40 protein-coding genes are annotated in these 26,398 nt (G+C 35.2%); 18 read left to right on the top strand and 22 right to left on the bottom strand.

Translation table 11 applies throughout. The annotated features are described in order from the left end of the window. Nucleotides 1-258: hypothetical protein (locus tag BKH46_RS09555; protein ID WP_172402607.1), on the top strand; the 258-nt coding region annotated here is incomplete at its 5' end. On the opposite strand, the gene BKH46_RS08430 is transcribed toward BKH46_RS09555, so the two are convergent. From BKH46_RS08430 to BKH46_RS08340, 19 genes are all read right to left on the bottom strand, one after another. Continuing rightward, on the bottom strand, nt 236-1,150 hold the full coding sequence (locus BKH46_RS08430) for a ParB/RepB/Spo0J family partition protein (RefSeq protein ID WP_095226400.1): 915 nt from the start codon (nt 1,148-1,150) through the stop codon (nt 236-238). The genes BKH46_RS09555 and BKH46_RS08430 overlap by 23 nt on opposite strands. A gap of 118 nt (nt 1,151-1,268) precedes the next feature. Further along, a complete protein-coding gene (locus tag BKH46_RS09550) occupies nt 1,269-1,430 on the bottom strand; it encodes a hypothetical protein (protein ID WP_172402606.1) in 162 nt (53 codons plus the stop codon). A 16-nt stretch (nt 1,431-1,446) separates the two neighbouring features. After that, nucleotides 1,447-2,211 carry a hypothetical protein gene (locus tag BKH46_RS08425; RefSeq protein ID WP_095226399.1) on the bottom strand — a complete coding sequence of 255 codons (765 nt, stop codon included), beginning with the start codon at nt 2,209-2,211 and terminating at the stop codon, nt 1,447-1,449. Between the two features lie 22 nt (nt 2,212-2,233). Continuing rightward, on the bottom strand, nt 2,234-2,650 hold the full coding sequence (locus BKH46_RS08420; RefSeq protein ID WP_095226398.1) for a hypothetical protein: 417 nt from the start codon (nt 2,648-2,650) through the stop codon (nt 2,234-2,236). Between the two features lie 192 nt (nt 2,651-2,842). Continuing rightward, nucleotides 2,843-3,340: a hypothetical protein gene (locus BKH46_RS08410; protein WP_095226396.1), complete on the bottom strand. Its 498-nt coding sequence runs from the start codon at nt 3,338-3,340 to the stop codon at nt 2,843-2,845. Nucleotides 3,341-3,530: 190 nt separating this feature from the next. Then, nucleotides 3,531-3,881: a helix-turn-helix domain-containing protein gene (locus tag BKH46_RS08405; RefSeq protein WP_095226395.1), complete on the bottom strand. Its 351-nt coding sequence runs from the start codon at nt 3,879-3,881 to the stop codon at nt 3,531-3,533. A 16-nt stretch (nt 3,882-3,897) separates the two neighbouring features. Next, a complete protein-coding gene (locus BKH46_RS08400; protein ID WP_095226394.1) occupies nt 3,898-4,833 on the bottom strand; it encodes a ParM/StbA family protein in 936 nt (311 codons plus the stop codon). Between the two features lie 10 nt (nt 4,834-4,843). Further along, nucleotides 4,844-5,212 carry a hypothetical protein gene (locus BKH46_RS08395; RefSeq protein ID WP_143428937.1) on the bottom strand — a complete coding sequence of 123 codons (369 nt, stop codon included), beginning with the start codon at nt 5,210-5,212 and terminating at the stop codon, nt 4,844-4,846. 204 nt (nt 5,213-5,416) lie between these two features. Continuing rightward, on the bottom strand, nt 5,417-5,710 hold the full coding sequence (locus BKH46_RS08390) for a hypothetical protein (protein ID WP_095226392.1): 294 nt from the start codon (nt 5,708-5,710) through the stop codon (nt 5,417-5,419). Beyond that, nucleotides 5,698-6,141 (bottom strand): type II toxin-antitoxin system antitoxin SocA domain-containing protein, encoded by a 444-nt coding sequence (locus tag BKH46_RS08385; protein ID WP_095226391.1) that lies wholly within the window; start codon nt 6,139-6,141, stop codon nt 5,698-5,700. Before BKH46_RS08385 ends, BKH46_RS08390 begins: the two co-directional genes overlap by 13 nt. 71 nt (nt 6,142-6,212) lie before the next feature. Next, nucleotides 6,213-6,698: a type II toxin-antitoxin system antitoxin SocA domain-containing protein gene (locus BKH46_RS08380; RefSeq protein WP_095226390.1), complete on the bottom strand. Its 486-nt coding sequence runs from the start codon at nt 6,696-6,698 to the stop codon at nt 6,213-6,215. Nucleotides 6,699-6,770: 72 nt separating this feature from the next. Continuing rightward, nucleotides 6,771-8,009, bottom strand: a complete 1,239-nt coding sequence (locus BKH46_RS08375) for an integrase arm-type DNA-binding domain-containing protein (RefSeq protein WP_253248340.1) — start codon at nt 8,007-8,009, stop codon at nt 6,771-6,773. 382 nt (nt 8,010-8,391) lie between these two features. Beyond that, a complete protein-coding gene (locus tag BKH46_RS08370; RefSeq protein ID WP_253248339.1) occupies nt 8,392-9,117 on the bottom strand; it encodes an endonuclease in 726 nt (241 codons plus the stop codon). Between the two features lie 244 nt (nt 9,118-9,361). Then, complete coding sequence (locus BKH46_RS08365; RefSeq protein ID WP_095226388.1) at nt 9,362-9,601, bottom strand: hypothetical protein; 240 nt, start codon at nt 9,599-9,601, stop codon at nt 9,362-9,364. A 21-nt stretch (nt 9,602-9,622) separates the two neighbouring features. Beyond that, nucleotides 9,623-9,823, bottom strand: coding sequence for a hypothetical protein (locus BKH46_RS08360; protein WP_095226387.1), 201 nt, complete (start codon nt 9,821-9,823; stop codon nt 9,623-9,625). 11 nt (nt 9,824-9,834) lie between these two features. Continuing rightward, nucleotides 9,835-10,098, bottom strand: a complete 264-nt coding sequence (locus BKH46_RS08355; protein WP_095226386.1) for a hypothetical protein — start codon at nt 10,096-10,098, stop codon at nt 9,835-9,837. Next, nucleotides 10,088-10,468: a hypothetical protein gene (locus BKH46_RS08350; RefSeq protein WP_095226385.1), complete on the bottom strand. Its 381-nt coding sequence runs from the start codon at nt 10,466-10,468 to the stop codon at nt 10,088-10,090. The genes BKH46_RS08355 and BKH46_RS08350 overlap by 11 nt, the downstream gene beginning before the upstream one ends. A 3-nt stretch (nt 10,469-10,471) precedes the next feature. Beyond that, complete coding sequence (locus tag BKH46_RS08345; protein ID WP_095226384.1) at nt 10,472-10,663, bottom strand: hypothetical protein; 192 nt, start codon at nt 10,661-10,663, stop codon at nt 10,472-10,474. Nucleotides 10,664-11,081: 418 nt separating this feature from the next. Continuing rightward, nucleotides 11,082-11,966 (bottom strand): hypothetical protein, encoded by an 885-nt coding sequence (locus tag BKH46_RS08340; RefSeq protein WP_095226383.1) that lies wholly within the window; start codon nt 11,964-11,966, stop codon nt 11,082-11,084. 574 nt (nt 11,967-12,540) lie between these two features. On the opposite strand from BKH46_RS08340, the gene BKH46_RS08335 reads away from it, so the two are divergent. The 14 genes from BKH46_RS08335 (at nt 12,541) to BKH46_RS08265 (ending at nt 21,505) form a co-directional block, all read left to right on the top strand. After that, nucleotides 12,541-13,098 carry a hypothetical protein gene (locus tag BKH46_RS08335; RefSeq protein ID WP_095226382.1) on the top strand — a complete coding sequence of 186 codons (558 nt, stop codon included), beginning with the start codon at nt 12,541-12,543 and terminating at the stop codon, nt 13,096-13,098. Nucleotides 13,099-13,233: 135 nt separating this feature from the next. Then, nucleotides 13,234-13,503, top strand: a complete 270-nt coding sequence (locus BKH46_RS08330) for a hypothetical protein (RefSeq protein WP_095226381.1) — start codon at nt 13,234-13,236, stop codon at nt 13,501-13,503. A 22-nt stretch (nt 13,504-13,525) separates the two neighbouring features. Further along, a complete protein-coding gene (locus BKH46_RS08325) occupies nt 13,526-13,981 on the top strand; it encodes a hypothetical protein (RefSeq protein ID WP_143428935.1) in 456 nt (151 codons plus the stop codon). A gap of 364 nt (nt 13,982-14,345) precedes the next feature. Continuing rightward, complete coding sequence (locus BKH46_RS08320; RefSeq protein ID WP_095226379.1) at nt 14,346-14,780, top strand: hypothetical protein; 435 nt, start codon at nt 14,346-14,348, stop codon at nt 14,778-14,780. A 184-nt stretch (nt 14,781-14,964) separates the two neighbouring features. After that, nucleotides 14,965-15,267: a hypothetical protein gene (locus tag BKH46_RS08310; protein WP_095226377.1), complete on the top strand. Its 303-nt coding sequence runs from the start codon at nt 14,965-14,967 to the stop codon at nt 15,265-15,267. Between the two features lie 49 nt (nt 15,268-15,316). Continuing rightward, the gene (bet, locus tag BKH46_RS08305; RefSeq protein WP_216358711.1) at nt 15,317-16,417 is read left to right on the top strand and encodes a phage recombination protein Bet; all 1,101 of its coding nucleotides are present in this window, start codon (nt 15,317-15,319) and stop codon (nt 16,415-16,417) included. Between the two features lie 106 nt (nt 16,418-16,523). After that, on the top strand, nt 16,524-17,024 hold the full coding sequence (locus BKH46_RS08300; RefSeq protein WP_095226376.1) for a hypothetical protein: 501 nt from the start codon (nt 16,524-16,526) through the stop codon (nt 17,022-17,024). Between the two features lie 41 nt (nt 17,025-17,065). Next, nucleotides 17,066-18,031, top strand: a complete 966-nt coding sequence (locus BKH46_RS08295; protein WP_095226375.1) for a toprim domain-containing protein — start codon at nt 17,066-17,068, stop codon at nt 18,029-18,031. A gap of 2 nt (nt 18,032-18,033) precedes the next feature. Next, complete coding sequence (locus BKH46_RS08290) at nt 18,034-18,507, top strand: hypothetical protein (protein ID WP_095226374.1); 474 nt, start codon at nt 18,034-18,036, stop codon at nt 18,505-18,507. A gap of 65 nt (nt 18,508-18,572) precedes the next feature. Then, entirely contained in the window at nt 18,573-18,977 is a 405-nt protein-coding gene (locus tag BKH46_RS08285) for a hypothetical protein (protein ID WP_095226373.1), read from the top strand. A gap of 28 nt (nt 18,978-19,005) precedes the next feature. After that, complete coding sequence (locus BKH46_RS08280; RefSeq protein WP_095226372.1) at nt 19,006-19,536, top strand: hypothetical protein; 531 nt, start codon at nt 19,006-19,008, stop codon at nt 19,534-19,536. Then, on the top strand, nt 19,533-19,889 hold the full coding sequence (locus tag BKH46_RS08275) for a hypothetical protein (RefSeq protein WP_095226371.1): 357 nt from the start codon (nt 19,533-19,535) through the stop codon (nt 19,887-19,889). Before BKH46_RS08280 ends, BKH46_RS08275 begins: the two co-directional genes overlap by 4 nt. Continuing rightward, entirely contained in the window at nt 19,880-20,155 is a 276-nt protein-coding gene (locus BKH46_RS08270; protein ID WP_095226370.1) for a hypothetical protein, read from the top strand. Before BKH46_RS08275 ends, BKH46_RS08270 begins: the two co-directional genes overlap by 10 nt. A 543-nt stretch (nt 20,156-20,698) precedes the next feature. After that, complete coding sequence (locus tag BKH46_RS08265) at nt 20,699-21,505, top strand: Fic family protein (protein WP_216358710.1); 807 nt, start codon at nt 20,699-20,701, stop codon at nt 21,503-21,505. A 15-nt stretch (nt 21,506-21,520) separates the two neighbouring features. Here BKH46_RS08265 and BKH46_RS08260 read toward each other — a convergent pair whose 3' ends face one another. Next, nucleotides 21,521-21,748: a ribbon-helix-helix protein, CopG family gene (locus tag BKH46_RS08260; RefSeq protein WP_095226369.1), complete on the bottom strand. Its 228-nt coding sequence runs from the start codon at nt 21,746-21,748 to the stop codon at nt 21,521-21,523. Between the two features lie 156 nt (nt 21,749-21,904). Here BKH46_RS08260 and BKH46_RS08255 point away from each other — a divergent pair, with 156 nt between their 5' ends. The 3 genes from BKH46_RS08255 (at nt 21,905) to BKH46_RS08240 (ending at nt 24,213) form a co-directional block, all read left to right on the top strand. Then, complete coding sequence (locus tag BKH46_RS08255; RefSeq protein ID WP_095226368.1) at nt 21,905-22,123, top strand: hypothetical protein; 219 nt, start codon at nt 21,905-21,907, stop codon at nt 22,121-22,123. Then, nucleotides 22,124-22,396 carry a type II toxin-antitoxin system YafQ family toxin gene (locus BKH46_RS08250; protein ID WP_095226367.1) on the top strand — a complete coding sequence of 91 codons (273 nt, stop codon included), beginning with the start codon at nt 22,124-22,126 and terminating at the stop codon, nt 22,394-22,396. It begins immediately after the preceding gene. A gap of 602 nt (nt 22,397-22,998) precedes the next feature. Continuing rightward, complete coding sequence (locus BKH46_RS08240; protein WP_095226365.1) at nt 22,999-24,213, top strand: AAA family ATPase; 1,215 nt, start codon at nt 22,999-23,001, stop codon at nt 24,211-24,213. 47 nt (nt 24,214-24,260) lie between these two features. Here the strand turns inward: BKH46_RS08240 and BKH46_RS08235 are convergent, their stop codons facing one another. Together BKH46_RS08235 and BKH46_RS08230 are read right to left on the bottom strand one after the other, a co-directional pair. Next, nucleotides 24,261-25,202 carry a tyrosine-type recombinase/integrase gene (locus tag BKH46_RS08235; protein WP_095226364.1) on the bottom strand — a complete coding sequence of 314 codons (942 nt, stop codon included), beginning with the start codon at nt 25,200-25,202 and terminating at the stop codon, nt 24,261-24,263. 265 nt (nt 25,203-25,467) lie between these two features. Then, nucleotides 25,468-26,121 (bottom strand): hypothetical protein, encoded by a 654-nt coding sequence (locus BKH46_RS08230; RefSeq protein WP_095226363.1) that lies wholly within the window; start codon nt 26,119-26,121, stop codon nt 25,468-25,470. Between the last annotated feature and the right edge of the window lie 277 nt (nt 26,122-26,398).

The raw sequence follows: 26,398 nt of genomic DNA, 5'->3' as shown, positions 1-26,398 counted from the left end.
GATTATTCGACTCTAACAATCAGTGGGACTATCAGACAAATAGGAATCTCGGATGCAAGCTTGACTGAAAGCTCTAAAGTCAAAGATGTCCATTACTCAATGGTTAGTATCTATCCTATAGTCGGAGCACATTGGTATCAAGGCAAGTGGCAAGTAGCAGCACTCTATCGGTTTGGTAATTTCATCAAAGCTCAAGTAGAAAGAGGGAGCTATAAAACCTCCTCTTATGGTGGTATCAATGCTGTGTATCGTTTTTAATGGGGGGGGGGGGGGGTAAAGTCCCCTCATCTGATTCAAGCTCTTTTTGGAGGGCTTGTTGATATTTCTTCAAAACCCCTTCAATCTCTTTCTCCATAGCAAAACGAGCTTGAGGGGAAACTTGTTTGAAAATCTCGCCCCGTATCTTCAAGCCCTGTTTATCATAAGCCATCTTGATCTGACCACCCATAATATTCTTCCCCTTGGGGAGTTTCGACTTTTTTCGAGCAAGCATATACTTAATTTCAGCAATCGCAGTATCCCTATCCACTTGACCTTTTTGAAATCTTTCAAACATCTTGACTTGCTCTACCTTATCTTTTATCCGAGAAAGATAATAAAGGAACTGATGATCTTTTTTTACTCCCTGATTACATAATTTTCTTAGTATAAGGTCTTCATCCAATTCATCCAAGATCAATAAAGTTCTAGAAATCCTATTGGAGCTAATATTCAGTTTCTTAGAAATCTTTTGAATAGTCATTGGGTTGCCCTCTTCATCCCTCTGAAAATAAAGCTCCTTATAAATCATACCCTCTTCGATAATGCTGAGATCTTCTCTCTGTAAATTCTCAATAGCATTTTTAATGTGAAGATCTTCTCCTTTAACATCATCAATAATGAAAGCATCAATCTCTTCAAGACCCAACCTTTTACACGCCAAAACCCTTCTGTGCCCATACACAACAATGTAAAGATCATCTAAGCCTTGATGGTCACCATTTTGAGCAATACCTATAGGCTGGAGTAGCCCATACTCTTTGATGGATTCTGCTAGCTCAATAATATCTGGCTTCTCTAAAAGCTCCGGATTTTCTAATGTATCGTATTGATACCGTGTTTGCCTATGGTTTGCGATAAGTCGTTTTATGGGGATTCTGATAGGTCGCATATTCTTCCTTTCACCAATTTTTGCGTATTGTAGCAAAAAAAAGCAAAATGAGAAATAGTTTTACTATATTTTGAAGATTATTCCCCTACAAGGAGGGGAGAATTTGAAAGGGGACTAACTATTGGTTGCCGACCCCAAAGGGTTTTGTAGAGTTTTTAGAAGCATTGTTTTTCTTGTCTTGTCCAAAAGCCCCATTTCCTCCAGAATCATTTTTCTTATCCTGTCCAAAGGGTTTATACTTATCTTGGGTCTTTCCCTTTTCTTTTGTTTTTTCAAACATCTTAACTCCTTATTTTTTATTTACTAATAGAAAACTTATAGGGAACGGCATCAACTCCTGACTCAATGACAAGCTTTGAGTTTTCTTTAGCCAAATTGCGATAAATATAACTATTTTGAGTCAGGTTGAGATTGGGTTTTTGATTACCAAAATAAACCTCTTTAATCATAGAAAGTATTTTAGCTTCTTGCTCTTTTTTGGGCAATTTCTCCTTAAGTATTCTGTCCTTGGCTTCTAGGATATTAGCACTCTTAATCTCTGAATCCTCATGTCCTATAATCCCTACAAGAATTAAAACTACATTACTTGTCTGCAAAACAGAATCAATCCTTCCCATTTCGTCTCGACAATAAGGACAATTGGGATCGGTTACGATATAAGTTGTTTGATTGGTTTTCTTCCCTGTGCTAGTAAGAAAAACTTCATTATCCTTGCGATCTTTAAAGCTTTCCAATAACCGTTGTTGCTTGCCCCTAGAATTATAATTCTCAATATCTGCAATTGTCTTTTTGGCAGTATTCAAGACTTCTTCATTGTTCGATAGAAAAATTTCAGGCACTCCTAAAATGGTTTCTCCATCATTGGAAACAAGAATAGGGACTTGCTTCCCACTAATCTCAAGAACACCGATACTAAGCTTTTTAATCCCCATATCTTTGAGTTCAAGAACCTTAACTTGTGTGTTAGTTTTTTTCAAAATAGTTTGCTCGGCTTTTTTCTCTAAAGATTCTGCCCACAAAAGAGAAAAGAGGAGTAATAAAGAGATGGTTAGTTTTTTCATTGGTATTCCATTTTATGTGATGTCATTTGTTGTCCTTTTCATCATTATCTATAATAGTAGCATAAGAATCTGCACTCAGCCACCAATCATAAACAGCCTTATACACTGATTCAAGGTTATCATCTTTGGTGATTAAATCAACACATTTAAACCTTTCAAAACGATAAACCCAATCGCCCAATATCCTCCTAGGTAAGGAATAATCAGATGTTAGCCTTTCTATGAAATTTGGATATTCCATCATTTTCTGACCATCATTTGTATAAACCTCATACATATTTTCAATCCAATCAGAGGTATGAACAATATCGCATATATCGCTTCCTAGTTCTAAATACCTCTCTTTGAACCACTCCCACCACTCTGTGTAGCTCTCAAACTCACCTTCAAACTTCTTGCCCCTTATGAGGGCATTGAATTTGATTTTTTCTGTTTTCAATTATATCCTTTTTTCATTTTTTTTAGAATAATAGCTTGGTAGGCATTATATGCTTGGTCTTTATTGGGGTAGAAATTGGTTATAGATCCCGTAGGCTTATGCCCCACTGCACCATAAACCCTCTTTACCCCAAAATCATCGAACAATGTTTGAAAAAGTTCGACTTCATAATAGCGTTTCCTTAGAGCTTCTTTAGGAATCCTGAATAGAATCTTCTGCACCGATTGATTCTTCTCCTACAATACGATTGGAGGTATCTTTCTCAAGCACCCCACGCATATTTTTTAATTCCGTAAGAAGCTTTTTCTTGATCCCATCAAATTTTTCAATTTGTGCAATCGCTTCCTCCAAATCCTTGGCTTTTGCTCGAGCATTGATTCTCTGCCTTACCTCACTCTCAAGGCGAAGGATATTAGATAATTCCCTAGATACTTCTCTAGCAAAATCATCGCCAATAACAATATTGACATTGTTGATCTGATCTTTATTTCTAAAAATGAGATGACATCGATTGATAAAACTCATCTTCTCACCATTGATCACACTTTCACCATTTCTTCTTTTTTGATCCAAATAACCAACGATCTCCCTAAGTCTTCTTTCAGCATTTCTAAGATTTCGTTCCCATCGCTCGTTTCGATCATTCCTCTCATCTACTATATTTTCATTTTCTTCTTTTTTCTTAGCCATCATAGCTCCTTATTATTTTATATGATTACAAAAACCATCAATAGGCTTTTGTTTGATTGCTCCAACGATTAGTTATTGTCTGATACTCAAAATCTATCCAATAAAATCATTATCTGCCACTAGCAGGGATCTACCCTGCTCTGAAATTAATTGTATTCTTGCTTGTATGTTCTTATGATATTTTAGGTTACTATTTTGTTATGCCCTCCTTTGTTTTGATTTTCTTGGACTCCAAGAAGGCAAGAAGCTCATTAGAATCTATGAGGATTGTTTTTGTGGTTAGCTTAAATGCTGATAGATCTCCACGATCAACAAATTCCATTATTTTTTTCCTAGAAATTCTAAGCATTCTTGCTACTTCTGGCAATGCCAACATTTCTTTTTGCTCTTTGATTTCATAGGTAGCAACTTCAAACTTTAATAAGCAATTAAGAACAATGGCTTTGAGTTCAATAGCTTCTATATTATCCTCTGAAATTTTAAAGTTATCAACCGTTTCACGAAGCTCTATAATTTTATCTTGTAAATTTTTTATATTCATATCATATCCTTTTCTTTCACTTTAGCATCAATAAATTACCAATCGCATTGTAATACTCGCTGTCCTTAAAGGTCTGTATATGCTGTGCATATTGCCCATCAATAAAATACCCACCACCCCCTACAAAACAAATAGCATCCATCTTATCGAAGTCATTGCTATATTTCTGCTCTAAAAACTCCATTGTTTTAATCGTATATTGTGCCTTCATTGTTTTTACAACCTCACTGAGATTGTGGTTTTGCCCCCTAAGCTTATAAGACTCTCCCAAAAAGATAACCAAGGCTTCTTTGAGAGTGATTTCTTTTTGAAATTCATTTTTAATATATTTCTGCATCAATTCTGCAATTTGAATAATCCCCTTTTGCTCAAAAGAATTATCCTCATTGATTTTACCCTTCTGAATTTGCTTATCATATGTGATAATCACATCCATTGTATTGAATCCAATATCAACTGTAATATAGTCATTGGGTTCTTCTACTCCACCATTTTCCCAAAACTTCTTAATTGCATGCACTGCACCAACACCTTGTGGCGTGATGGAGATATTCTTGAATTTATACTCCTTCTCATCGACAGCAAAGCTTGAGATTCTCTTTTTAAAGGTTGCAGCATGTTCTTTATGAGCTGGCGACAAACCCAAACCCACACTTGAGACTTCTTGACTATTGAGATTTTCCAAACGCAACACTTCTGCTATCAGCAAAGGTGCAAAGCGTTCTAAAGTTTTATAGCTGATTAACTCTTTAATATCCTTTGGATCTTGTTTTAAAGCAATATCACTGACATAATATAGCTGATTCTCAAAGATCCGAACATGATCACTCCTGTCATTAAAATCATCATTAGCATTAGCAACCACACTAGGAAATTTCCCTAGTTTTAGCTTACCATCTGCATAGAGGGCATATTTTGTGTGCCCAAAACCTGTATCAATACCTATTTTCATATTGCTCCTTCTACCTAGTCATATCAAAATCACTAATAATCTTTGATTCAGATTCTTTGTATTTTTCTTTCACACCATCGATATTGACCTTATCAATATCTGTTTTTATATTATTTTTTGTTGGCTCACCTCCAAAGCTAAACTCATTCTCAAGTTCAAGCCTAATTTGTTCAATCTCTGCTCTTGAAAAATATTTGAGCAAGATGTTATAAATTCTACCACTCTCAAGAGCTTCAAGCAACAGGTCATTAATCACTGATGAGGAGTTATTTTGAACCCTAGAAAAAAAGAGTTTGGATAACCCTTTAAAACTAATAGTTTTTTTTAGACTAACCATAGCACTACCCTTTGTTTTGATACATACTTTATGCCAAGACATCTTTGGAGCTTTAAACCAATCTAAACTTTGGCATCAATATTTATTTTTGTTTGATGATATTTTATATCTGTGGGAATCTTTTTACTTCTTTTAGACATAAAATATTTCATAAAAAATTCTAGTCTTTTTTTGATGAATTGTCAAACAACTTGAATCCATCTTTTTCAGTCCTAAATCAGTCTAGCCATAAAAATCAGTCCAATATCAGTCTTTTGGACTTCTTTTTAGACTTCTCTTATGTTCTTTAACTTTTACAATTGAGTAGCTTAAGATGATTCCAATATTGTTAAGATCTTCAATCAACTCCACTTCACAGACCAAACGATCGCCCTTTCTAAGCTCTATTTCTTTGTTTTCTATGCCCTGTAAAAACTCTTCATCTTTAATGACAATATTAATACTACCCCTCCCATCAACAAGCACCCACTCATCATCTTTATCAAAAGAAACAGAAACAATGCCAAAGATCTGTGTATAAAATCTTGTTATCCACTCCATTTCTTTGCCTCCTTTTCTATCAGTTTTTTAGGGATCCTTACCCTTGCTCCTTCGCCATTTTTAAACACTGCAGCCCAAGCACCTTTAGGATTATGGCTTTTTTGCACAAGCTCCCAAGGCTTCAATTGCAAAGAGTTTCTAATCGTTGCATCAATGATTGATTGTTCATTTTGCGATAGATCCAACTGAGCATCTTTTTCAGGCATAAATAATTCACTGCTACCAAAAACTCTGTATTGGCTATAAACACTCCCTACAATAGGACCAAAGCTGCGTGCTTCAAAATCATCATCAATAAGCCCCTTACCTACTTGTTTCAAAAAATCTAATTGAACAAAATACATAATTTTTTGAAGCTGTAAATTACTGATAGGCTTCTCTAGCTCTATGGCTTTATTGATAATATATCTTGCGACTTTGAGGGCTTGCATTGTAACTCCTTATTGTGGTGCTTTCTAAATTATAAATCCAAAAAATAAAATTATCAACTTGATAACTGCCATCAACCCAACACCCTGCAAGGTTTAGAGTGAATTTTGCCATTATTATTGACATACAGCTTAAAATATTCCCTCAAACACTCCTTTGAAATTACATTATTTATACCCTCCTGATAAGCACTTTTCCAAAGGAATTCGGGTATCTTTTCTCGCAGTTTCCAATCCGAATATTGACCGATTAGATCAAAAACATCTCTGATTAATTCTCTTTTTCTAGGCTCTATGCTTTCCACTTCTTTTTTTGTCATTCTAAATTTTTCAGCTGGAATAAAAACTTCCTCTTTTTTAAATCTAGCAAAGACTTTATACACAACAAGCCCTTCTTTCCAAGCTTCTATCTCTTCTTCAAACAAGGGCTCACCATAAAGGGCTAAATAATACCCTTGTGCATAATAGAGAAGTTCTTGAACTTTAGACTTTGAAAGTTCTTCCTTGTATTCCATATCATTGAGCGTAACAAAATACCTTGCCACATCAATTGCTTCCATCACATTCTCCTTAAATCTAACATCTGTTTTAATAGGAGTATTTTAAGACATATGAAAGCCTATAGCAACAGCTCACTGACCCTTAATTCTATCAAGAAAATCACCCCACCACTGCATCAGCCCCCTGCCCTGCTCACTCCAATCAGCCCTATGGTTATAAGCGAGAGTTACTTCATTTCCCACAGAATGATCTAGCATGGCTTCTTTAACTTCAAATGGAGCATTATGTCTATCTTGATATGTATCCACTAGACTCCTAAAAGTCCCCCTGAATGAATGCACTACCTGTTTCCTGCCCCTTTTCTCATCATTAAACCCCATAATCCTCAAAGCCTTAGTCAGAGAATCCCCAACCATCGGTTTTTTATGATTGGAAGCTGAATGGAACACCCACTCTCCAAATCCTGTAAAGACTTTGATTTCCCTTAAGACACGAAGAGCTTGCAGTGATAAAGGAATTTTAAAATCAGGAAGGACTTGATTGTTTCTTTTCATTTCAGATCTTGGAATTGTGAGTATTCTTTTTTCAAGATCAATCTGTTCCCATCTGAGCTTGCATAAGTTAGCAGATCGCAATGGCACATACGCAACAAACAAAAGCGCAGAGCGAATCATAAAAGAATGGGGATAACTCTCAATGCATCGCATCAATTCTCCTAAAATTGCTTCATCAGTTATTTTAGGATAATGAACTTCTTGAGTAGGAGATAAAATTCTTGATATTTGCACCCCACTAAATACATTCTCTCTTGAAAGCCCTATTAAAAAAGCATACTCCCATAAGTTTTTTACAAAATGAGAAAACCTTTTGGCAAAATCAGACCCCCTATTCTTTTCACTCTCAAGAATAATCTCAATAATCTCTAGGTGTGAGATCTCATTAATATTTAATGAGGATAGGATTTTCTTATTGTCATTATACTCACAAAAATGTGGTAAAAGTGTATCATAAAAGAAAAAATTATATCTTTGATATGTTTTTTTACAAAAATTTTTAGATTTCTGCAGAGCAGACCACCTTTTATAAATCATATGTATTTGACTTTCAATGGATTGTTTCTTCTCTTGTCCTCCTAGGAGCTGGGGATCTTGCCTGTGCAATAAATACTGTCTATATTCAAGAGCTTTTTTTCTAGCCACTAAAAGAGATATATCTGGATACTCACCAAGGGTGATAACTTTTCTTTTCCCACCATACGAATATCGAAGTTCGAACATTTTTCTACCACTCACTCTCACCAACAATCTTAGACCTTCCAAATCGTAAATAAAATAGTTTTTCTCTCTGGGTTTGGCTTTTTTAATTTCCATTTCAGTCAAAATGAATCCTTTTGCTAATATTGTGGATTATGGTGTAATATTCCTAATATTGTATCTAAAAATATATTAAATTTTTATAGCTATTATCATATTTTCAGTCCAAAAGGTGGTAAAAAGAAGTTTTTAGAACGATAGAAGTATGTAAAATAGGATGTTTCATGGGATTTGTACCATGGTACAAACTAAAAGAGTGGGGGAAATCAACGGGAGGGGTGCTATTAACTAAAATAATGCTATAATTATTTTGGAGTTGTTAATAGCAACTCTAAAGTCCTTCTATTTCAAAACACTTTCATAACAGATTGCTCGTGTCAAGACTGCCCTCTTGGCACACTCTCACAAAAGATGCTCCAATCACTTTAACATTATAAAACTATTGAAAAGCTTGTATGCGTTTGATCCAATCTTTTTCAGATTGAGTCATTGGATAAGTCTTATCCCAAGCCATCATCAACTTTTTCTCCTGATCTGATAATGCAACACCGTAAGTTTTACTCATATAAAAGTAGGTTCTAGCAATCATGCCCTTGATTGCATCTCTAGGATAGGCTCTCTTGAGTTTAAAATCTACTTCAAACTTACATTTTCCATATTGGGTCATTGGAGCATTCTTAGTAGCCTGTGCATATCTAAAATTACTCCTATCAGCATTGACCTCTCCAATCGTGGGGACTAAATTCCGTAAATCTGCTTCCATTTTTCTAAATTTTTCAGAAACCTTTTTACAACAACTTCTCCCCTTAAAAGACTTGCCTTTTGAATCCACACACTGTGCATCTCCATCTCTCCAGCATGTGAGTCCTCTACCGAAATTCTCTGCTGGCATGATGTGTTCCCATTCGATCCTTTTTGCTCTCTCATTAACCTTGCCTGTTTTGGTGAAGGCATTTCTAGGGGTGTAGTCTGGGCAATCACCTACTAACAGCTTACCACCCTCTTTGTAATAGGGACAACCACAATAAAAAGTGGTTTGATGATTGGCAAAAATAGTAGGAAGAACCTTCTTAGCCTTCTCAAAACTATCAATAGCTTTAGCATTTAAAACTAGCCCACTTGTTCCCATAAACCCTAATAACAATACTAAAAAAAACTTTTTCATTCTCACTCCTCTAAATGTAGAAAACATATTACAGCACCAATACCGTGCATGCAACACTGAATCAAAAAGACAATTTATTGAGGTGAAATTATCTGCAGATAAAAAAATTACTATCCTATGGAGTGGATTTTACTTGAATAACTAAATCTCCTTATTTCCAAGCTTTCTAAATAAGTCTTTGTTGCTTCAATCCAACCCCACCCTCTCAATAGCTTGCACTCTTTTATGTCTAAAATGCTTGCTCCTACTTGTAAAAATTAATTATATACTTAAGATTTTCATTTACAATATTCAATGAATCATAAGCTCTCTTAACACACTTTACTAACTCATCACCCTCTGCCATATAAGAACTAATCTTGCTTTTATCCTCTGTGCCCTTAATCTTAGCACTAATTGCATGCAATGCCTTATCTGCGTTGTCATCAATTGCTTTTGCTAAAACTGCTAATTTCTCGGGCTTAAAATTAATATCTGCTTCCATGTGCTATATCCAATATTCTATTCATTTAAAATCCTCAATAAACTTTTTGAGCACAGCAACTTTCTTGAAATCACCGTAAAAATTCAGACAATCACCTCTATAAACGCTCAACCACATCAGACCCTTGCCTTTCTCTAAGCTATCGAGCATATCTACAAGCAGTTCTTTCTGGACCTCTCTAGCAACTTCTTTCCCATCAACCACAAGACTATAACGCATCATTCCATTACCCCCTAAGCCTCCCGATCTAAATAACGCAAATCTTTTAATCTTTGCTTCATTTTTTCAAAAGGGACTTGGAAGCGATCTGCCATTCTTTTGATAAAATCTTCTAAACTGATTTCTTCAAAATCAGGGCTCTCAACAATTTTTCGAGCTTCTATAGCCATAAACTTAGCAGGCATTAAAAATCGCATAGCAAAATCATTAGCCCTTATCTCTACGGAGCTTCTTGTGCAATTTCTGTAAAGTGTATCAAAATCATCTTCAAATTTCATTTCTATTCCCTTGTTGTGGTTTTTTCTTGCCCCTTAAGTCCCTATTGCTCTTATTATCCAACAAGTCTGGAAACACAGGCAAAGGAGCAATTTCTAAGGGGTTATAAACACTGCAAAAAGTATCTTCATCTACGCATTGTAGCATAAAATTATTTCGATTGATTTTTTTTAACTCAAAATAAGGGGTTGAAAGATCCTTGTATTCGATATAACAAGGCTCTCCACTCAAATCAAATACAAGCACTTTTTTCATACCACCTCGCTCATCAACCACCATCACACAATCACCTGCATAGATAATATTGCCCTTTCTGTCATAGCCTATAGGACTCTTTTGTATTGCTAGCTCAAAGGTATAATTTGTCTCCATACCCTAACCCCTCACAACTTCTCTCAAACTATCAACCAAGGGACTAAGAACCCCTTTCTCTCGCTTGCCATCAGGTGTTGCAATCTTCATTTTGATAAAGCCCCTGTCCTCAAAATAAAACCTAGAATCGTAGATATTTCCACTACTTCCAACAAAAACAAAGTGGCTGCCCTTACTGGTTTTTTTTATTTTCATAACCTCTCCTTTCACAAAGATGAGAGAATTTTATAAGAAAAATAACCAAGTAGCAACTGAAAAAGACATATAAAATTACTTCAAAAAAACTCAATAAAATTGATTCAAATCCACTCTGTAAAATTTAGTCTAAATGGCTCACCGTGTATTTGTTGTATGATTCCTGTGTAAAAGTTGTATGTTTTCTGTGTATTTGTTGTATGTTTTTTTTCGTAAAAAAAGCTCTGTAAGCTCACTAAACACGATGATAGAAGCATTATGGAATATTTTTTGCTCTTTGTATTTAGAGATATTTAGAGATATTTAAATACATTCCCACAAAAGATAAAAAACAAAACATATTCCATAACAGTGTACTAAATACCTTAGAAGTAATCCAAGATCTTCTAGAAGAATTATATATATAATTAGCAAAAAGTCAAATTAAAGATTTTACCATTCTGACATTACCAACCTTGAAACTCCCATAGTTTGCATCATCAGGATAGACAAAATCAAATTCAATAGATTCAATCTCTTTTGTTCTGGTTTTTTTAATACAAAAAGAAATTTTAGTTTTGAAATGATTATAAACCTGAAGACACAAGGCATTGAGATCTCTTGCAACAGTGAAGTTCTTTCTTTTAAGCTTAAGATACAAGATTTGTTCTAGTTCAATAGCTGTGAGCTTAAATCCTCTCTTTTCCTTTTCACGGGCAATCAATTCACAAAGCCTTAAAGCACCTGGAGTTTGAATCGTTTTAAGATCTGTGAGATTTAATTTTGAATACCCTACTCCGTTCTTTTCGATGAGAGTTTGTAGATGGGATAAAGAAACCAAAAAGGGATTGAGCGTAAATGAATAAGTCTTTTCCTCCACCCCATTCTTTCTTCCCCAAAATGAGAGAATCCCAAAGTTAGCAATGTCGTATTTATAAAATTTAATCAAGCCATTCTCTACCACAAGCTTCTCCTCTTTGATTTCTGGGAGAATAATATTTCGAATTGTGATTTGAGATTTAAAGAGCTTTTGAAACCAAGTGTCTAAAACAGTAATGTCTTCCCCCTTGTCATCTACACCCACAACTCTTGTAGCGTTGGTTCGATCAACACCCAATTTCTCAATCAGTTCTGTTTGGGTGATATGAACTCGCCTATCCATAGCAATAAACAGATTCTCCGTAGCTGCCCTTTGAAAAAAATATATCAGCATATTAAAAAGCCTATGTTCATTGATACCCAATGCAGAACAACTGCCATCAATTCCATCTTGAAAAAAGCCACTAATCAACCTTTGAGATTTATAAAGCACTAAATCATCCATAAAAGTCCTTTGAGTTCAATTGATATTTTTTATACACAACAGACTATAGATTCCCTCCACTGGAGGTATTTAGAATTTGTTGGTCTATGAGAAATAAAAAATATTCAAAATTTTACCATTTTACTCTTGCCTTTTCTAAAATCCTATGCTACAATGGTGGTTCAAAATTTAACTACTCATTATGAGATTTAGGTCTTCACTCAAGCACCTTTGGCGTTTGCCATAAATAGAACAAGCCTGCACTCCACTTGGAGAGTCTGAAGAAAACTTCAAAAGCAGTAGGAAGCTTTTAGCTTCATGAATCCTTCAAAGGGGATTAATCCAAATCTCCTTTAAGGAGAACTCTGCACTTTATTCTAAAAGTGCCTACCTACACTTATGACCAAAAATCCCCTTTGAAGAATCCATGAGATTCTAAGACTTATACCTTACAACACTCTACCCTATGGGTTTTCACTCTAAAAGTTCTCAGGAGCTAAGAAATATCATCAGCTCCTGTGGAGCTTTACGCATATGCTGTTCTTAGTTGCTCAGAGCTTTTAGCTCTAAAAATTTTAAACAAGGAGAAGACACTATGTCTATTCAAACAGAAAATACACCTAAAATCAAAAGGACTTTTGGTAACAAAAGAAATATTGGAGAGATCCTATACAACGCTGGGACTAAAGAAGTTTTCATGAATATCCAATTGGGTATTTTTGGCAAGCATACATTTAGTTTGAGAAAAGTATTTGATCCTACCAACGAAAATTTAGATGGAGGTTACGAGATTATCAAGACTCTTTGGGATAAAACAAATAGCTCTAGCAGAGATATTGTCCTAGGAAGATTGTTTCGAGTTAAAAACAAAGAAGGCAACATTGTTGAGGGTATCACATCAGGGACAATAGGGCTTTTAAGCACTTATGACCAAGATATTGAGAAAACCGTTACAAAAAGCAATGATTGCCTAAAAATCATCACACACAAGCTCAAAGATAAAATCAAATTGGGAGATTCTCAGTTTTACAAAATTGGTTATTTGACAGGGCAGTTTGCTATTGAAACTCAAGAGCAGGCTACACAAGAAGATAATCAAGTTGCTGAAGAAGTTCCTTTTGAAGAAATTGCTGATGAGGAAATTCCATTTTAATTACTTTCCACAGAGGAGTCTTGCTCCTTTGTGAGAAGACTTTTTGATGGAATGTTACATTCCAACATTTCAGTTTTAGTGGTGGATTCCAAATATTGGGATCTTGCAAAACTCTAGACCCACAAAGGAAAAGTTATGAAACTTTTTGGAGTAGAGCATTATTATGCAAACGATGATAGCCAGACTTACGAAGTCTTTTATTCCCTCAAAGAGGCAGAAAAGTTTTGTAAGAATGAGCAATGGAATGATGTGCATTATCCGTTATTTATTTTCACAGCTTCCTTCAACAAGGAGTGTGTTTATTGGGATAATGGGCATTTAAATTACGATGATTGCCAAGAAACAATTCTGGGCGATTATAAAATCATAAAATCCAATTTAAAGGAAAAATATGCTAGTATATAACACAAATTCGCAAGGAGTGCATATGTATGAACTCAGTAAAAAGGTCTATGAAGCTATTTATAATAACTTCAACAAAGACCAAGCTGATGCACTCATACTTCTTTTTAAGGAGATTCTAGCACAACAGACCCAAATTGTGAGGGATGCCATCAATGAAAAGATCGATGACATTATTTATCGCATCAAGGTCGAGTTGTCCAAAGAGTTTGCAACTAAAGCTGATTTATTGGCTGTTAAAGCTGATTTAGAAGCAAGTATTGCCAAGCTAGAACAAAAACTTATGGGAGAAATCTCTAAGATAAGACTTGAGATGTCAGAAATGAAATCTGAGTTGAAGCAAGATGTTGCAGAGTTAAACCATAAGTTTGAGAAGCAACACCAGATGATTATTTTTGGTGCTATCACCTTAGGCATTTTGACTATCTTGAATAATCCAAATCTTTGGAATTTATTCAAAGAAATTAAGAGTATTTTTTAACCCCAGAGGATTTTCCTCACCCTCCCTTTAAACACAGCCTAGAGTTGCTTTATGCCCACATGGGATATTTCTGTCCCTTGGGATAGAAGTATTCATAGGAGAAACACATGAAAACTAGAAACATAAAACGAGATACAGCAATTCTTGCCAACTTCAGAAGAGAGATTAATCTCCAAACCAAAGTTGTTAGGAGTGCTACCAGATATACAAGAAAAGTAAAACACAGACAGAGAGTTTGTGATTTTTAAGACAGCTTGAGTTTTTAGGGATACCTATCTCTAATCAATCACCCAATGGGGAATATTATTCCCTATAGGGGGTGGTATTTACCTATATGGGTCTTTACTTATGAGGTAAAACCACCATGATCAATGTCAATAATCTTATTCAATACGCTGTAGAAAAAATAGCAAAAACTTCTGCTTCTAAGGAAGCCAAAAAACAAAACCAAGCAAAAGAGTGGTTATACACACAACTCAAAAATCAAGTCAGCAGATGTCTTAAGACTTCTTCTCACTTTGAAGACAGAGTTTATCAACGCTTCACTCAAGAACAAGAAGAAATCCTAGCTGGAGCAATTTCACGCTCAATCAGGCAAACCAAACCCCTTGAAACCTCAAGAGGTGATCATATTGCTTGTGCTCAAAAATTTATTGATGAGATGAGTGGGATTGTTGTTGTTTTAGAGAGGATAGGAAAATACGGAGCAACCCTCATTACTAGTTACATACAAGGCAAAGAATCGCTTTTAAGCGATGAAGAACTCTATGAGTTAAAGCAAAAAGGAATCATATGTTAGAAACCATTGTCCTCATTATTGGATATATCACAATTTGTTACTTAGCACTCGGACTATTCATTTTGGGACTTATCTGGATTTATTGCAGAGAAGAACTCAAAAATTACAATGCCCGAAGCTACTTAGAACACTTCTTAACCTCCCCTGTATATTGGGTGAGTTCAATCATTAAAGGATTTGAAAAATGACAGCAATCATCAATAACACAAACACAAGTCTTTTCTCTTTTTGTAATATCCCAACCCCATTTAAAGAAGTTGAAAGAACTACAAAAGCCATTTTTAGAAAGGCAGTCGTAGAACTTAAAAGACATCCAAGAAAAGATGGAGTCTGGAGGGTATGCCAAATTGAAGAAGGTGAAGAAAACTACTATGTAGATCATAGATCTTATCAAGAAGCACTAGAGGATTTTGAGTTTTGGTCTAAGACCATAGAAAGCAAAGATGTCAATCTCAAGTTAATCTCTGAGTTTGAAATCAGATCCTAAATACCAAGCCTTACTCATTGAAAATTATACAAAAACAAAGGAAAAATTTATGAAAAATCAGAACTCACTTGAAATTGCCTTGAGTGGATTTGCAAAAAACGCAAATATGGGAGAAGTCGATACAGCAAAACTCAAAGAAACCCTTAAAGCCACAGTCTTGAAACAAACAGGAACATCCAACAAAGATGCACCCGTTATTTCTGATGAGGAATTTTTGGTATTTTTAACAGTTGCTAATAAGTATCAGCTCAACCCTTTTACGAGCGAAATTTATGCCTTTCCAAGCAAGAAAGGGATTATCCCAATTGTAGGAGTCGATGGGTGGTATAGCATCATCAACCGACAACCTACTTTTCAAGGCTTTGAATTTAATTATTCAGAAGAAAACATCACAATAGAAGGAGCTAAGATTTGCCCCACATGGTGTGAAGCAATTATCTATCGTTCTGATAGGACTGCTCCTATTAAAATCAGAGAATACCTCGATGAAGTCTATAGACCCAGCACTTATCAAGGACCATGGCAAACCCATACAAAAAGAATGTTGCGCCATAAAGCATTGATTCAATGTGGCAGAGCAGCTTTTGGGTTTAGTGGTCTTTATGATGAAGATGAAGGCTATAGAATTGTCGAATCCCAATCCAATGAAACAACCTCTTCAGAATCTCCCAAAAAGAATTTTGAAGATCTCAAAAAGAGCGTTCAAGCCCTAAATCTTAATTTAAGGCTGCACGAGGATGAAGCAATTGTAGTTGGGAACACATTCCAAAAAGACAGCCTGCTCAAACAGCTTGGCTTTAGCAAGAATTACAAAAATGAATATACAACCAAAGTATTGGTCGAAACAAAGGCAGTTGAAGCTCCAAAAGAGATTGCAACCCCTACACTAGACTTTGAAAATACCTCAAGCTCAAACATACCTGATATAAAAATTCCACCCATCAACAATCAAGATGAGTTCAAGGATTTCTTGGCTTCTCTAGGTCTTACAGTGGATATTAAAACATCAGTAGATGGTCAAACTTGGGCGAGATTAGCAGGCAATACAGAGGGATTACAAGCAGTGATCACACAGCTAGGTTTTGAGGAAAAAAAGGGGATGCTTGTTGCAAATATTTCCCATTTAGCTCTTAAAACCATTCCCCTATAAGCCAAATAAATAAGTATAGCTTTATATAACACCATCAGCCACCGTTTATCTCAAGTCATCACTAGACTTGGATTCACTACTTTTATTAAAACACAAAGGACAAACCATGACAGAGTTCAATACTATTTTAGCAAGTTTCAATAAGACAATTTCTCCAATCCAAGAATTAGATTTTAAATATGCAGTGAATTCCGTGGAAGCAAGCCAGATCCATCAATATACCAATACATATGATGATTGTGGCGAGATCGGAAGATACCTTGGCGATATTTACAACGCTAACATAGATGAATGGGAAGACTTTAATCGTAAAGCTCCATTTGACATCAATTTTTTTGTCTATTATGACATTTTCTTCATTTCTTGTGATTGGTTTAAGGAAAATACTGGAATAGACATTAATAATGCAATTGAAGTTTATGGTAACTACCTAGATACTCACTTTGATTGCGATTCAGAGACAATAGAAGAAATTAGAGAAGCAGTTGGAAAATGGCTCGATGAGCAATCCAAACTTGATGAAGAAGTTCGTAAAGAACTTCCCGAGTATGTGAAATTTTTTATCGATGAAATTGATGCAACACCAATGCAAAAAGCAGACTTTTAGTTTGCTTGAGTAGATGGGCTATTGCTCTAAAAAGGACAACTATGAAAACAGATAGAGAGTCTATGGCTTATGCCCTCACGTTGTTAGGGTATCAAGTGAAGGCTTGGAAATTGAGGTTGCGAGAGGAGAAAACTCCTTCTGCATTTATCAATAAAGATGGCTTTATACACGATTTTGGCAGTGGATTCCATGGTGATTTGGCTGATGTGTTGTGTCAATATCACAACTTTTCCAAAGGGGAAGCCCTAAAGAAAGCCAGAGAGCTATTGAGCCTGCCAATACAAGCAGACTTCTTAGAACAATTTGAAGAAAAGAAAGAGGAGAGCCGAAAAAATGGCTTTATCGATGAGAGTTATCTAGCACCCTTTATTGCAAATAGAAAAACGCATTTTGAGGAATACACTAGATACTTAAAAGCATTACTGCCCTCAGTAACAAGCCCACAAAAGAGAAAAGAAATTGCTTTAAAATATGAAATTGGCTTTTCTCCCAAAGGAACTTTTAGGGGCAAGGATTTTCCAGCAAGACTTTTGATGCCACTTCGTGATGAAGAAGGCAGGATTGTAACTTTTTGGAAATACAACCCCTTTAGTTCTGGAGCAAAATTACTCTATTCAGAAGGCAGAAGAAAATGTGCGTTCAATATCACAGACTTGATTGAATACAGAAACAAACCCAATGAGATAGTTTATATCTGTGAGGGAGAGAAAGATGTACTCAACGCAGTAGCATATGGACTCAGAGCAGTAACTTCAGGAAGTGCTGCTGATTTGTTTGAGGACAGCCAAATCCACCTTTTTGAAGGCTTGAGAGTGGTTGTTCTAGGGGACAATGATGAGTCTGGACAAAATTTTAACAACAAGATAGAGCAACAATTAAAACCTGTTGCCAAACATATCAGAAAGCTTAGCTGGAAAGAATTTTTAAAGTCTAAAGGTGAAGATTTCATCCCACCCAAGGGCTTTGATCTAACAGATTGGCTCACAATTAAAATACAAAAGGACTAACAATGGAAAACAATAAACAAGCAGAGATTGCTAACTTAGTTGCAAGTTTTAAAGAAGCATTTTTTGTATGCCCAATTGATGAAGGAGAGCTCCAGTATGCCTTTAGGGCAATTTCTGAAAGCCAGATCCATCAACATAGCATACAGTATGCTAGAAATGAACCCATACCCTACCTAATGTCTATATACACAAATATAGGAATGTCTAAAGATAGATATTGCGATATTGCTTGGTATGTTTATGAGGACATTATAGTTGCTGCTTCTAGATGGATCATAGCAAATACTGAAATCACCCAAGAGGATATTGATGAAAGTATTACCCTTGATGAAAATTGTAGCTACTACACATATGATGAGAGCCTAAAGACTGCTTTTGCTAAATGGCAAGAACAATCCAAGCTCACACCACCCAAGCATATTGCTTTTTTTATGGAGAATCTGATTATCTATAAGAAAGAATTAATCTTGGCTTGAGATACATACTCTGCTTGAAATAAAAGGCTTTATAGCCCACTACAAAAAAAATAAAGGAAAAAAATATGGGAAGATACATTACTGGAGATATTGAGCATAAATTTTGGGTAGGGATACAATCCTCAGGCGCAGCAACAGAATATGGAGCAGTTGCTGCTGATTGGACACCCTATGTCATTGACAAAGAAAGTTTTGATCTTGATTATCTAAAAGAACAAGTTGAAGAGATCAATAGAACAGCCCAGCACCTAGAACATGGACTCATTGACATCAACGGAGATCCCAAAGAAATGGAAGATCGATTGATGGATATTCGTGAAACGATGGATGGTGAAGATTGGTGGAAAATTATCAGTGGCGAAAAACAATGGAAAAATGTCGAGTATGCCAATGTTGCTTTGGGAATCAAGCTATACCATGCTCTCTTTATAGAAGGCAAGGATTATCTTGAATTTACAGCAGAAAATTAAAACAAGGAATAAATAAGAAGGAAAGAAAGTGAAAACATTAGTAGATAAAGAAAAAAGACTATCTTACAAAGAATCAATCAAAGAAGTTGATTTCAATGAAACACTCTTTATGTTCCAAATACTGGACTTAGAGAGAGATCTTGCTTGTAAGGTGATAGCAAGCTCTGGACTAATGGATAAATCCATTATGAAAGAAAAGTTTGAGAGTCCCTTGCAGTATCTTGATAGCATTCACACAGACCAAAGAGAAGAGCCAATAGTTTCTGTTTTGAGAAAAATCTGTTCTAAAACTATAGAATATCTAAAGGAGCTAGGCTTTAATTTTTCTGGTCCTGTGAAAATAGTCAAGGACAATGAAGCAGAAGATACAAAGTATCGCCAATGGATTATTGAATTGACTGAACAAGACAGACACGCTCTAAGCGTGTTTGAACAAACAACACCATTACCAACAGACCCCACTTTACATAAAATGCTCTCACATTTTATGTTTTATGCAAAAGCTAATGATGCAGATCTTTGTGTCATTTTACGCAATCAAAGAAAGGAAAAACAATGAGTACAGAAATTACAAGAATTAGAGTTAAAACAGAGTTTGGAGGACCAAAAAAAGATGATTTTCTAAAGCATGGTTACCCCATAGAAGTAGAAGAGTCATACACTGGCAAAACTCTTAAAGAGGCTTGGGCTAATTTTAGATATTTCTTCTCCGCTTATCGCAAGGCTATAGGACCAAGAGTCAATGTTGAAGTTTCAATCGATGGAACTACAAACACATATGATTATGAAGTCGAAGATTTTTGGGAGAGATTCTACGAGAGAAAAGACTTTGAATTTGCTCCACCAGAATACAAAAGAGAATTTTCTAAAATCCCTCCTAGGGATTTCCTCAAGGAGAATATATGCAAATAATGCTTCTTTCAAAAAATTTAAGTCCCGATTTGTTTTATGGCGAAACGCCAGTCGAAGCTTTTAAAGATTTCATACTTACCTTAGCTCGTGCTCGTGAATATTATCAAAAGATTGGACCTGTGGCGATTCTGATTTATAATGAAGATGCCGAGCATGATATAGATTTTGATGACTATTATTTATACGATGCTACCGAGTTTTGGAAAAGGTTCGATACAGGAGACTTTGAATTTACTCCACCAGAATACAAAAAGCAAATTTCATAAAATCCCTTCTAGGGATTTCCTCACTTGAGGTTTATTAAGGGCTTTTTGGAGCTTTTAATCAATTTCAAGAGGGCTATTGCTATAAAGTGAATTTCGTTCTTTTATTGACAGATTCACAAAATGTTTATACAATGCCTTATCTGCTTCTTAGTGGGTAGCAGATAGTTTATGATAATAGCAAGATGGCACTACACTCACGATGTTTTTCTCTACCTCCTGATACAATTTAGTTTCTCAATTAGGGTTTGTTAAAGCCCTTCGGATCTCTTAATCAATTTCAAGCCATTTGTTGATAAAGCTGTTAATGCTATAATAAACATCAGAATTATAGCTAAGGGAGCTTGATGGAAGTAAGTGTGATTGATCTGTTTTGTGGTATTGGTGGCAGAAAGTGAGTGAATCACCACCATTTTCTGTAACTCCACTAATACTAGATCTAGTGATTAAGATCTGTAAAAATATAGATCAATTAACGCTTTCTAATAGGGATATATTGACTCCCCATTTGCGTAAAAAAATCGCATCAGAACAATCAGGGCTAGTTTGGCTATTGAAAACAATACCTTGGATATAGAACATATTACAGCCATCATTATTGGAAAGAGAGTTCTTGGAAGCCCTAAAGAAATCAAAGAGGTAAAGAACGCCTATGAAGCCTATGAACAAATTATGGGGCTTAATGGGGCAAGCATAGAAGATTTGCTAGAGGCACATTCTTTGATGATGGAAAATTTGATTGATGATGCAGGGCGTTTTCGCAATAGTGATGTGGGTATTTTTGGTTCTGAAGGGTTAGTTCATTTAGCACCACCTTCAAGATTTGTGGAGAGCCAAATCAAGAAACTTTTTGAATGGTATCAACAGAGTCAATGGCATCCTCTCATCAAATCAAGTATTTTTCATTATGAATTTGAATTTATCCATCCTTTTAGTGATGGTAATGGCAGGCTTGGTCGTATGTGGCAGAGCAAGCTTTTGGGTGAGTGGAATGAACTTTTTTATTTCTTGCCTGTTGAAGAGCTAATCTGTGAAACTCAAACTCAATATTATCAAGCACTATCCCAAAGTGATGGGCTTGGTTCAAGTGTTGTATTTGTTGAGTATATTCTCAAATTGCTTGAACATATAACCAATCAACTATCTCTTGGCACATTAAATGGCACATTAAATCACAATGAACTTGCAGTAATCAACCTACTCAAGCTAGATTCAAAAATAACAAATCAGATTTTGGCAGATAAATTAAAATTGTCGCCACGAACCATACAAAGGACTCTAAAAGCACTTATACTCAAAGGATATATAGAGCGTGTGGGAGCAAAGAAAAATGGCTATTATAAGCTATTGTGAGTTTCAAGGAATATATCAATCCCAGCCTAAAATCCTTTTAGCTTCATCATAACTTATAGGCTTGCAGTCCCCTACTTTCATCTCATCAATTCTCTTATCGGCAACCATTTCATCAAGTTTGTCCTGATATGCTAGGACTGCTCTTTCTATAAGGGCAGTCCGATTCAGATTGACTTCTTTTGCTACATTATCAAGCATAGCGATAAGATCTTGTGGAAGCCTAATATTAATAACCTGTTTCATCATTAATCCTTATTGTGTTGTGGATACAATTATACATATAATTACTTGACTCTGGTTGATTTGTCTTTGTGGTAATCGAGCCAAGGAGTCAGAATAAAAAATAAAGAACAAATGGTATAATAAATCCAAGGTTCAAGGGCAAGAGAGGAGCACAATATGGTAATCACTATTCCCAACGCAGATGCTAGCTTGATTAAAATCATTGAAAGCCTTAATGAAAAACGATCCACCCCCTATGAAGTTTTAAATGAAGAAGAGCCCAATGCTAGGCTCACAGAAGCGATCAAAGAAGCCAAAGAACTCAAAGCAGACCTCATGAGTGGCAAGATCAAAGGTTTTAAAAATATAGAAGCCTTGAGGGCAGATTTGATGTAAATGGAATATCAAATCATCTATACCAAAGCCTTTAAAAAATCATTTAAAAAGCTCTCTATAGCCCTTCAAGGAGAGGTGCTTGATATTCTCTATAGACTCGCTTGTGGTGAAGCTTTAGAGCCTAAATACAAAGACCATTTACTAAAGGGAAAACTCAAGGGTTTTAGAGATTGTCATATAAGACCTGATTTGATATTGATCTATGAAAAGGATTATCCTATGTTGATTCTCACAGCAATCGATATAGGAAACCATGGGGATTTATTTAAATAGTTGATTATCACAAATAGGAGCAAAAATGAACAGACAACCCACCCATCCAGGCATTATTTTAAATGAAATGTATTAAAGGATTTAGGCATTTCACAGGAGGGATTTGCAAGAAAAATAGGTGTTAGCTTTCGCTCTGTCAATCAGCCCATCAATGCAAAAGGGGTATTAGCGTGGAGATGGCTTTACGCTTGAGCAAGGCTCTTGGGACAACACCCCAACTATGGCTAAACTTACAAAATCAATACGATTTATATAAAACACAATCCCTAAAAGCGAGTGCAATCAATCTGATTACTCCAATAAATTCAAACCCCACAACAAGACTTTAACGCTATGTCTAATAGCATTTATGAGGATTGTAGGGGTGATCTAAAATCCTTTTGGCTTCAGCATAACTTATAAGCCCACATTCCCTGCTATTATCTCTTGTCAGCGACTATGTATTATATTGTGATATGATTGTAAATGTTTATATACATTTACAACTTATGGAAATAAGTCCCCCTATGACTTTTGACTTTCTGTATTGATTGGGAATAATAGTGTAATATATTACATTATTTATATTGGAATTTATGTAACACATTACAGAAAGGATACATATGCTAGATACCCTATTTATTAAAAGCCAAGGGTTTATCAATACAAATAATCTCCCATATAAACGATATTTTATCTCTCAAAATGATTTTAAACACAGGCTCTCTATCCTTTTAGGGGCAAGGGGCATTGGTAAAAGCACAACACTTGCACAATACATAGCTATGAACTATCAAGCAAATGAAGCCCTATATGTAAGCTTAGATGATGTGCGTTTAAAGTATGGCATCATCAATATAGCAGAGGAATTGGTAAGTATGGGTGGCAAGCTACTCTGTCTTGATGAAATTCATAAATATGAGAATTGGGCAGCAGAACTTAAAAATATTTATGATTTTATACCCGATCTCAAGGTCATAGCTACAGGTAGTGCAGCAATTCAAATCCATAAGCAAAGTCATGATTTGAGTCGCAGAATGATTGTTTATAATATGTTTGGTATGAGTTTTAGAGAGTTTCTAGAACTAAGCTTAAAACAATCATTGAATACCTTAACGCTTGAATCTATTTTAGATAATCACACTCAATTAGCACAAGAAATCAATAGTCAAGTCAAGCCCATACTCAAATATTTTAAGGACTATCTGTCTTTTGGTTATTATCCCTACTATATCCAAATGCCACAGGATCTCTTTTCTATAACGCTCAATCAACAAATAAACGCTACGATCGAGAGTGATTTATTGAGTATATATCCAAAACTAAGTGGTGTAAGTATTAGAAAAATAAAACAGCTTTTAGGTGTGATTATGCAAAGTGTTCCATTTATTCCAAATATTACCAAACTAAAAGAAGCTATAAAGATTGCAGATGATAGGACACTAAAAGAATATTTATATATGCTTGATTCTGCTGGAATCATCACACTTTTAATGGCAGATCCATCAAAGCTTAAAAATATAGATAAGCCAGAAAAAATCTATATAGCAAATCCAAATCTTATGCAGACAAAGGAAGCAGATATAGGCAGTATAAGGGAATGTTTTTTTGTCAATCAACTGGGTAATTATTATGCAATACAGAATAAGGGCAATGGGATTTATGCTAGTAAAAATGGTGATTTTATATGTGAGGATAACTATACTTTTGAAATTGGTGGGAAGAATAAGGACTTCTCACAGATCCAAAATAAACAATACTCATTTCTAGCCCTTGATGATTTACCTATTGGATATGGGAACAAAATCCCTTTATGGCTTTTTGGTTTTCTGTATTGATTGGGTTCTTATTACTTATTTTGAATATGCTGCAATTGAAGTGCGAACTACACAAGCTTCTCCAAAGCATCTATCTTGTCTTTTTCTGCTACCCTAGAATAGAATCTTGCTGTAGTAGCAATGTTAGAATGCCCCAAGATGTCTTGAATAATCTGCATATTGGTATTTTTCTGGACCAAAAGTGTGGCTAAATTATGCCTAAATATATGATTACCCCTCTTGGTTTTATCAATAGAACATCTTTTTAAAAAGGCATTGGTATTTCTATAAAGAGTTTCATAGGCAATATTAAACACTCTATCTTCAGGAGAACAATACCTTGCTACCACCCTCAAGAGATCCTCGATAATTTCTTTTTTAATGGGGATAATTCTCTCTTTGCTCCCCTTGCCTACAACTTTGATATTATAAAACTCTCTTTTAGAAGCTTCTGTAATATCTTTGAGCTTAATCCCAAGAAGTTCAGAAGCCCTCAAACCACAATAATAAAGGATATGGAACGCAAGGGCATTCCTTAGTTTCCTAAGACTCTTACTCTTTTTTTCTCTTGCCAAGCCAGAAAGTATCCTCATGTTCTCTTCTGGAGTAAATCTCGGAACTTCTGTTTGAACACTCAAACGCTTTATCTTTCTAAAAAGTGGAATCAAATCAATCATCTCTTCATTGTTATCACTGATAAAGCCTAAAAATGCTCTTATTGTGGCTATATAAGAATTAATGGTCCAATTAGAAACATTTTTTGCATTTCTTGGTTTTCTCTTCAAAATAGATTCTTTAGTTTCCATAAGAAATAAATTCAAAAATATTCGGTTGAAATCACTGATTTTCTCTATCTCATCTTGACTTCTGCAAAATTCTATAAAATCATCAGTCATTTTCTTAAATGATCTCAAAGTATGGATACTTTTATTCTTGATTTTCAGATTATCTAAAAAAAGTTTTTGCCATTGCTCTAGGTCTTTTATAAAATTACCACTATCCACTTTCATTTTTACTCCTAAAATAACTGATACTTACAAGGTATCAGTTATTTTACCCCAAGGAAAGTATAGGGGCAACATTTTTAAAGGGCTTAAAATCGATGGTTAGTATCTGCTATTTTGGTGGATTTTCAAAAGAATATAATATTCCCATAAAAAAAGAGAGTTTCTCTTCGAAGTCTGATTGTTTTTGTGGTGTGAGTTGGTATTGATTGATGGAATGATGGAGAAAAGGAGTCTTATAAGAATAAAATATTCAAAGCAGCCCCCAAGGCTACTTTGGAGCAAAAGCTCCCCAAGAGAATACAATGCTAGTGCCATCTGATGTAGCAGATCTTCCAATTTTGGGAGTATAAGAAGCATAAGGAATAATTCCTGCTTTAAGATAATTGCTTTTATAAATTATTTTTGCTGAGATCTCCCAAGTTTTAAAATATCCACCAATATCAAACTCCGTGCCAAGGGCAACAGCAAAATTTTTATTGAACATATAAAAAGCATCGGCTGCTAAAGGAAATGTATAATTAAATGATGCCCCACTCATAGGGCGAAGTAGGAGTATTTCAAGACCTATCCCAGTCCTCACCCCTACTCCAAAATTTTTTGTAATATTATAGGTAGGTCCTAGAGATAAAATAAGATCAAGAGTTCCCAAGGGGAGTCCTTTAAAATCCATTATCTTGTATTCAACAACATCCATATTGATATACGCACTAAATCCTGGCTGAAGTGGTATTGTTTTTTGAGTGTTTGGAGCTTGGGGTTTATTTTGAGTATTTTGAACTGCTGCCCCTTCTGTTTTGTTGGGAGCTTGTAAATTGTTAGCAGATTCAGTTTTTTGCTCTACAGCCCCTTCTGTGCTCTCTTGAGCATTTGCCCCTATTCCAAAAGTTAATATTGCCAATGCAATCAAAGCTAATTTTTTCATCATATTCCTTATTGTGATTGATAAATATAAATCAGATCCCTTCCTTTGGATAAGAATCCACCTCCAACTGATGATTTAAAGATACTTAATTGAGGTTTCTTGCCCCAATCAAGTTAGAAGATCGCATAGATTTGATTGTCTATGTGGTATCTTGTCTTTCCTCACTAAAACTTAAAGCCAATACCAAGGTTGAACGCTAGGTTATTGAAAGCAATATTCCCCACTCTTGCAATATCATATAAATTGCGTGCTAAATCCCTGCGTTTATAGATTGCAT

Origin of the sequence: Helicobacter sp. 12S02634-8 (assembly GCF_002272865.1) — a bacterium.
Taxonomy (GTDB): Bacteria; Campylobacterota; Campylobacteria; order Campylobacterales; family Helicobacteraceae; genus Helicobacter_J.
The sequence above is the reverse complement of the archived record's forward strand: the minus strand, read 5'-3'. Positions and strand labels throughout refer to the sequence as shown.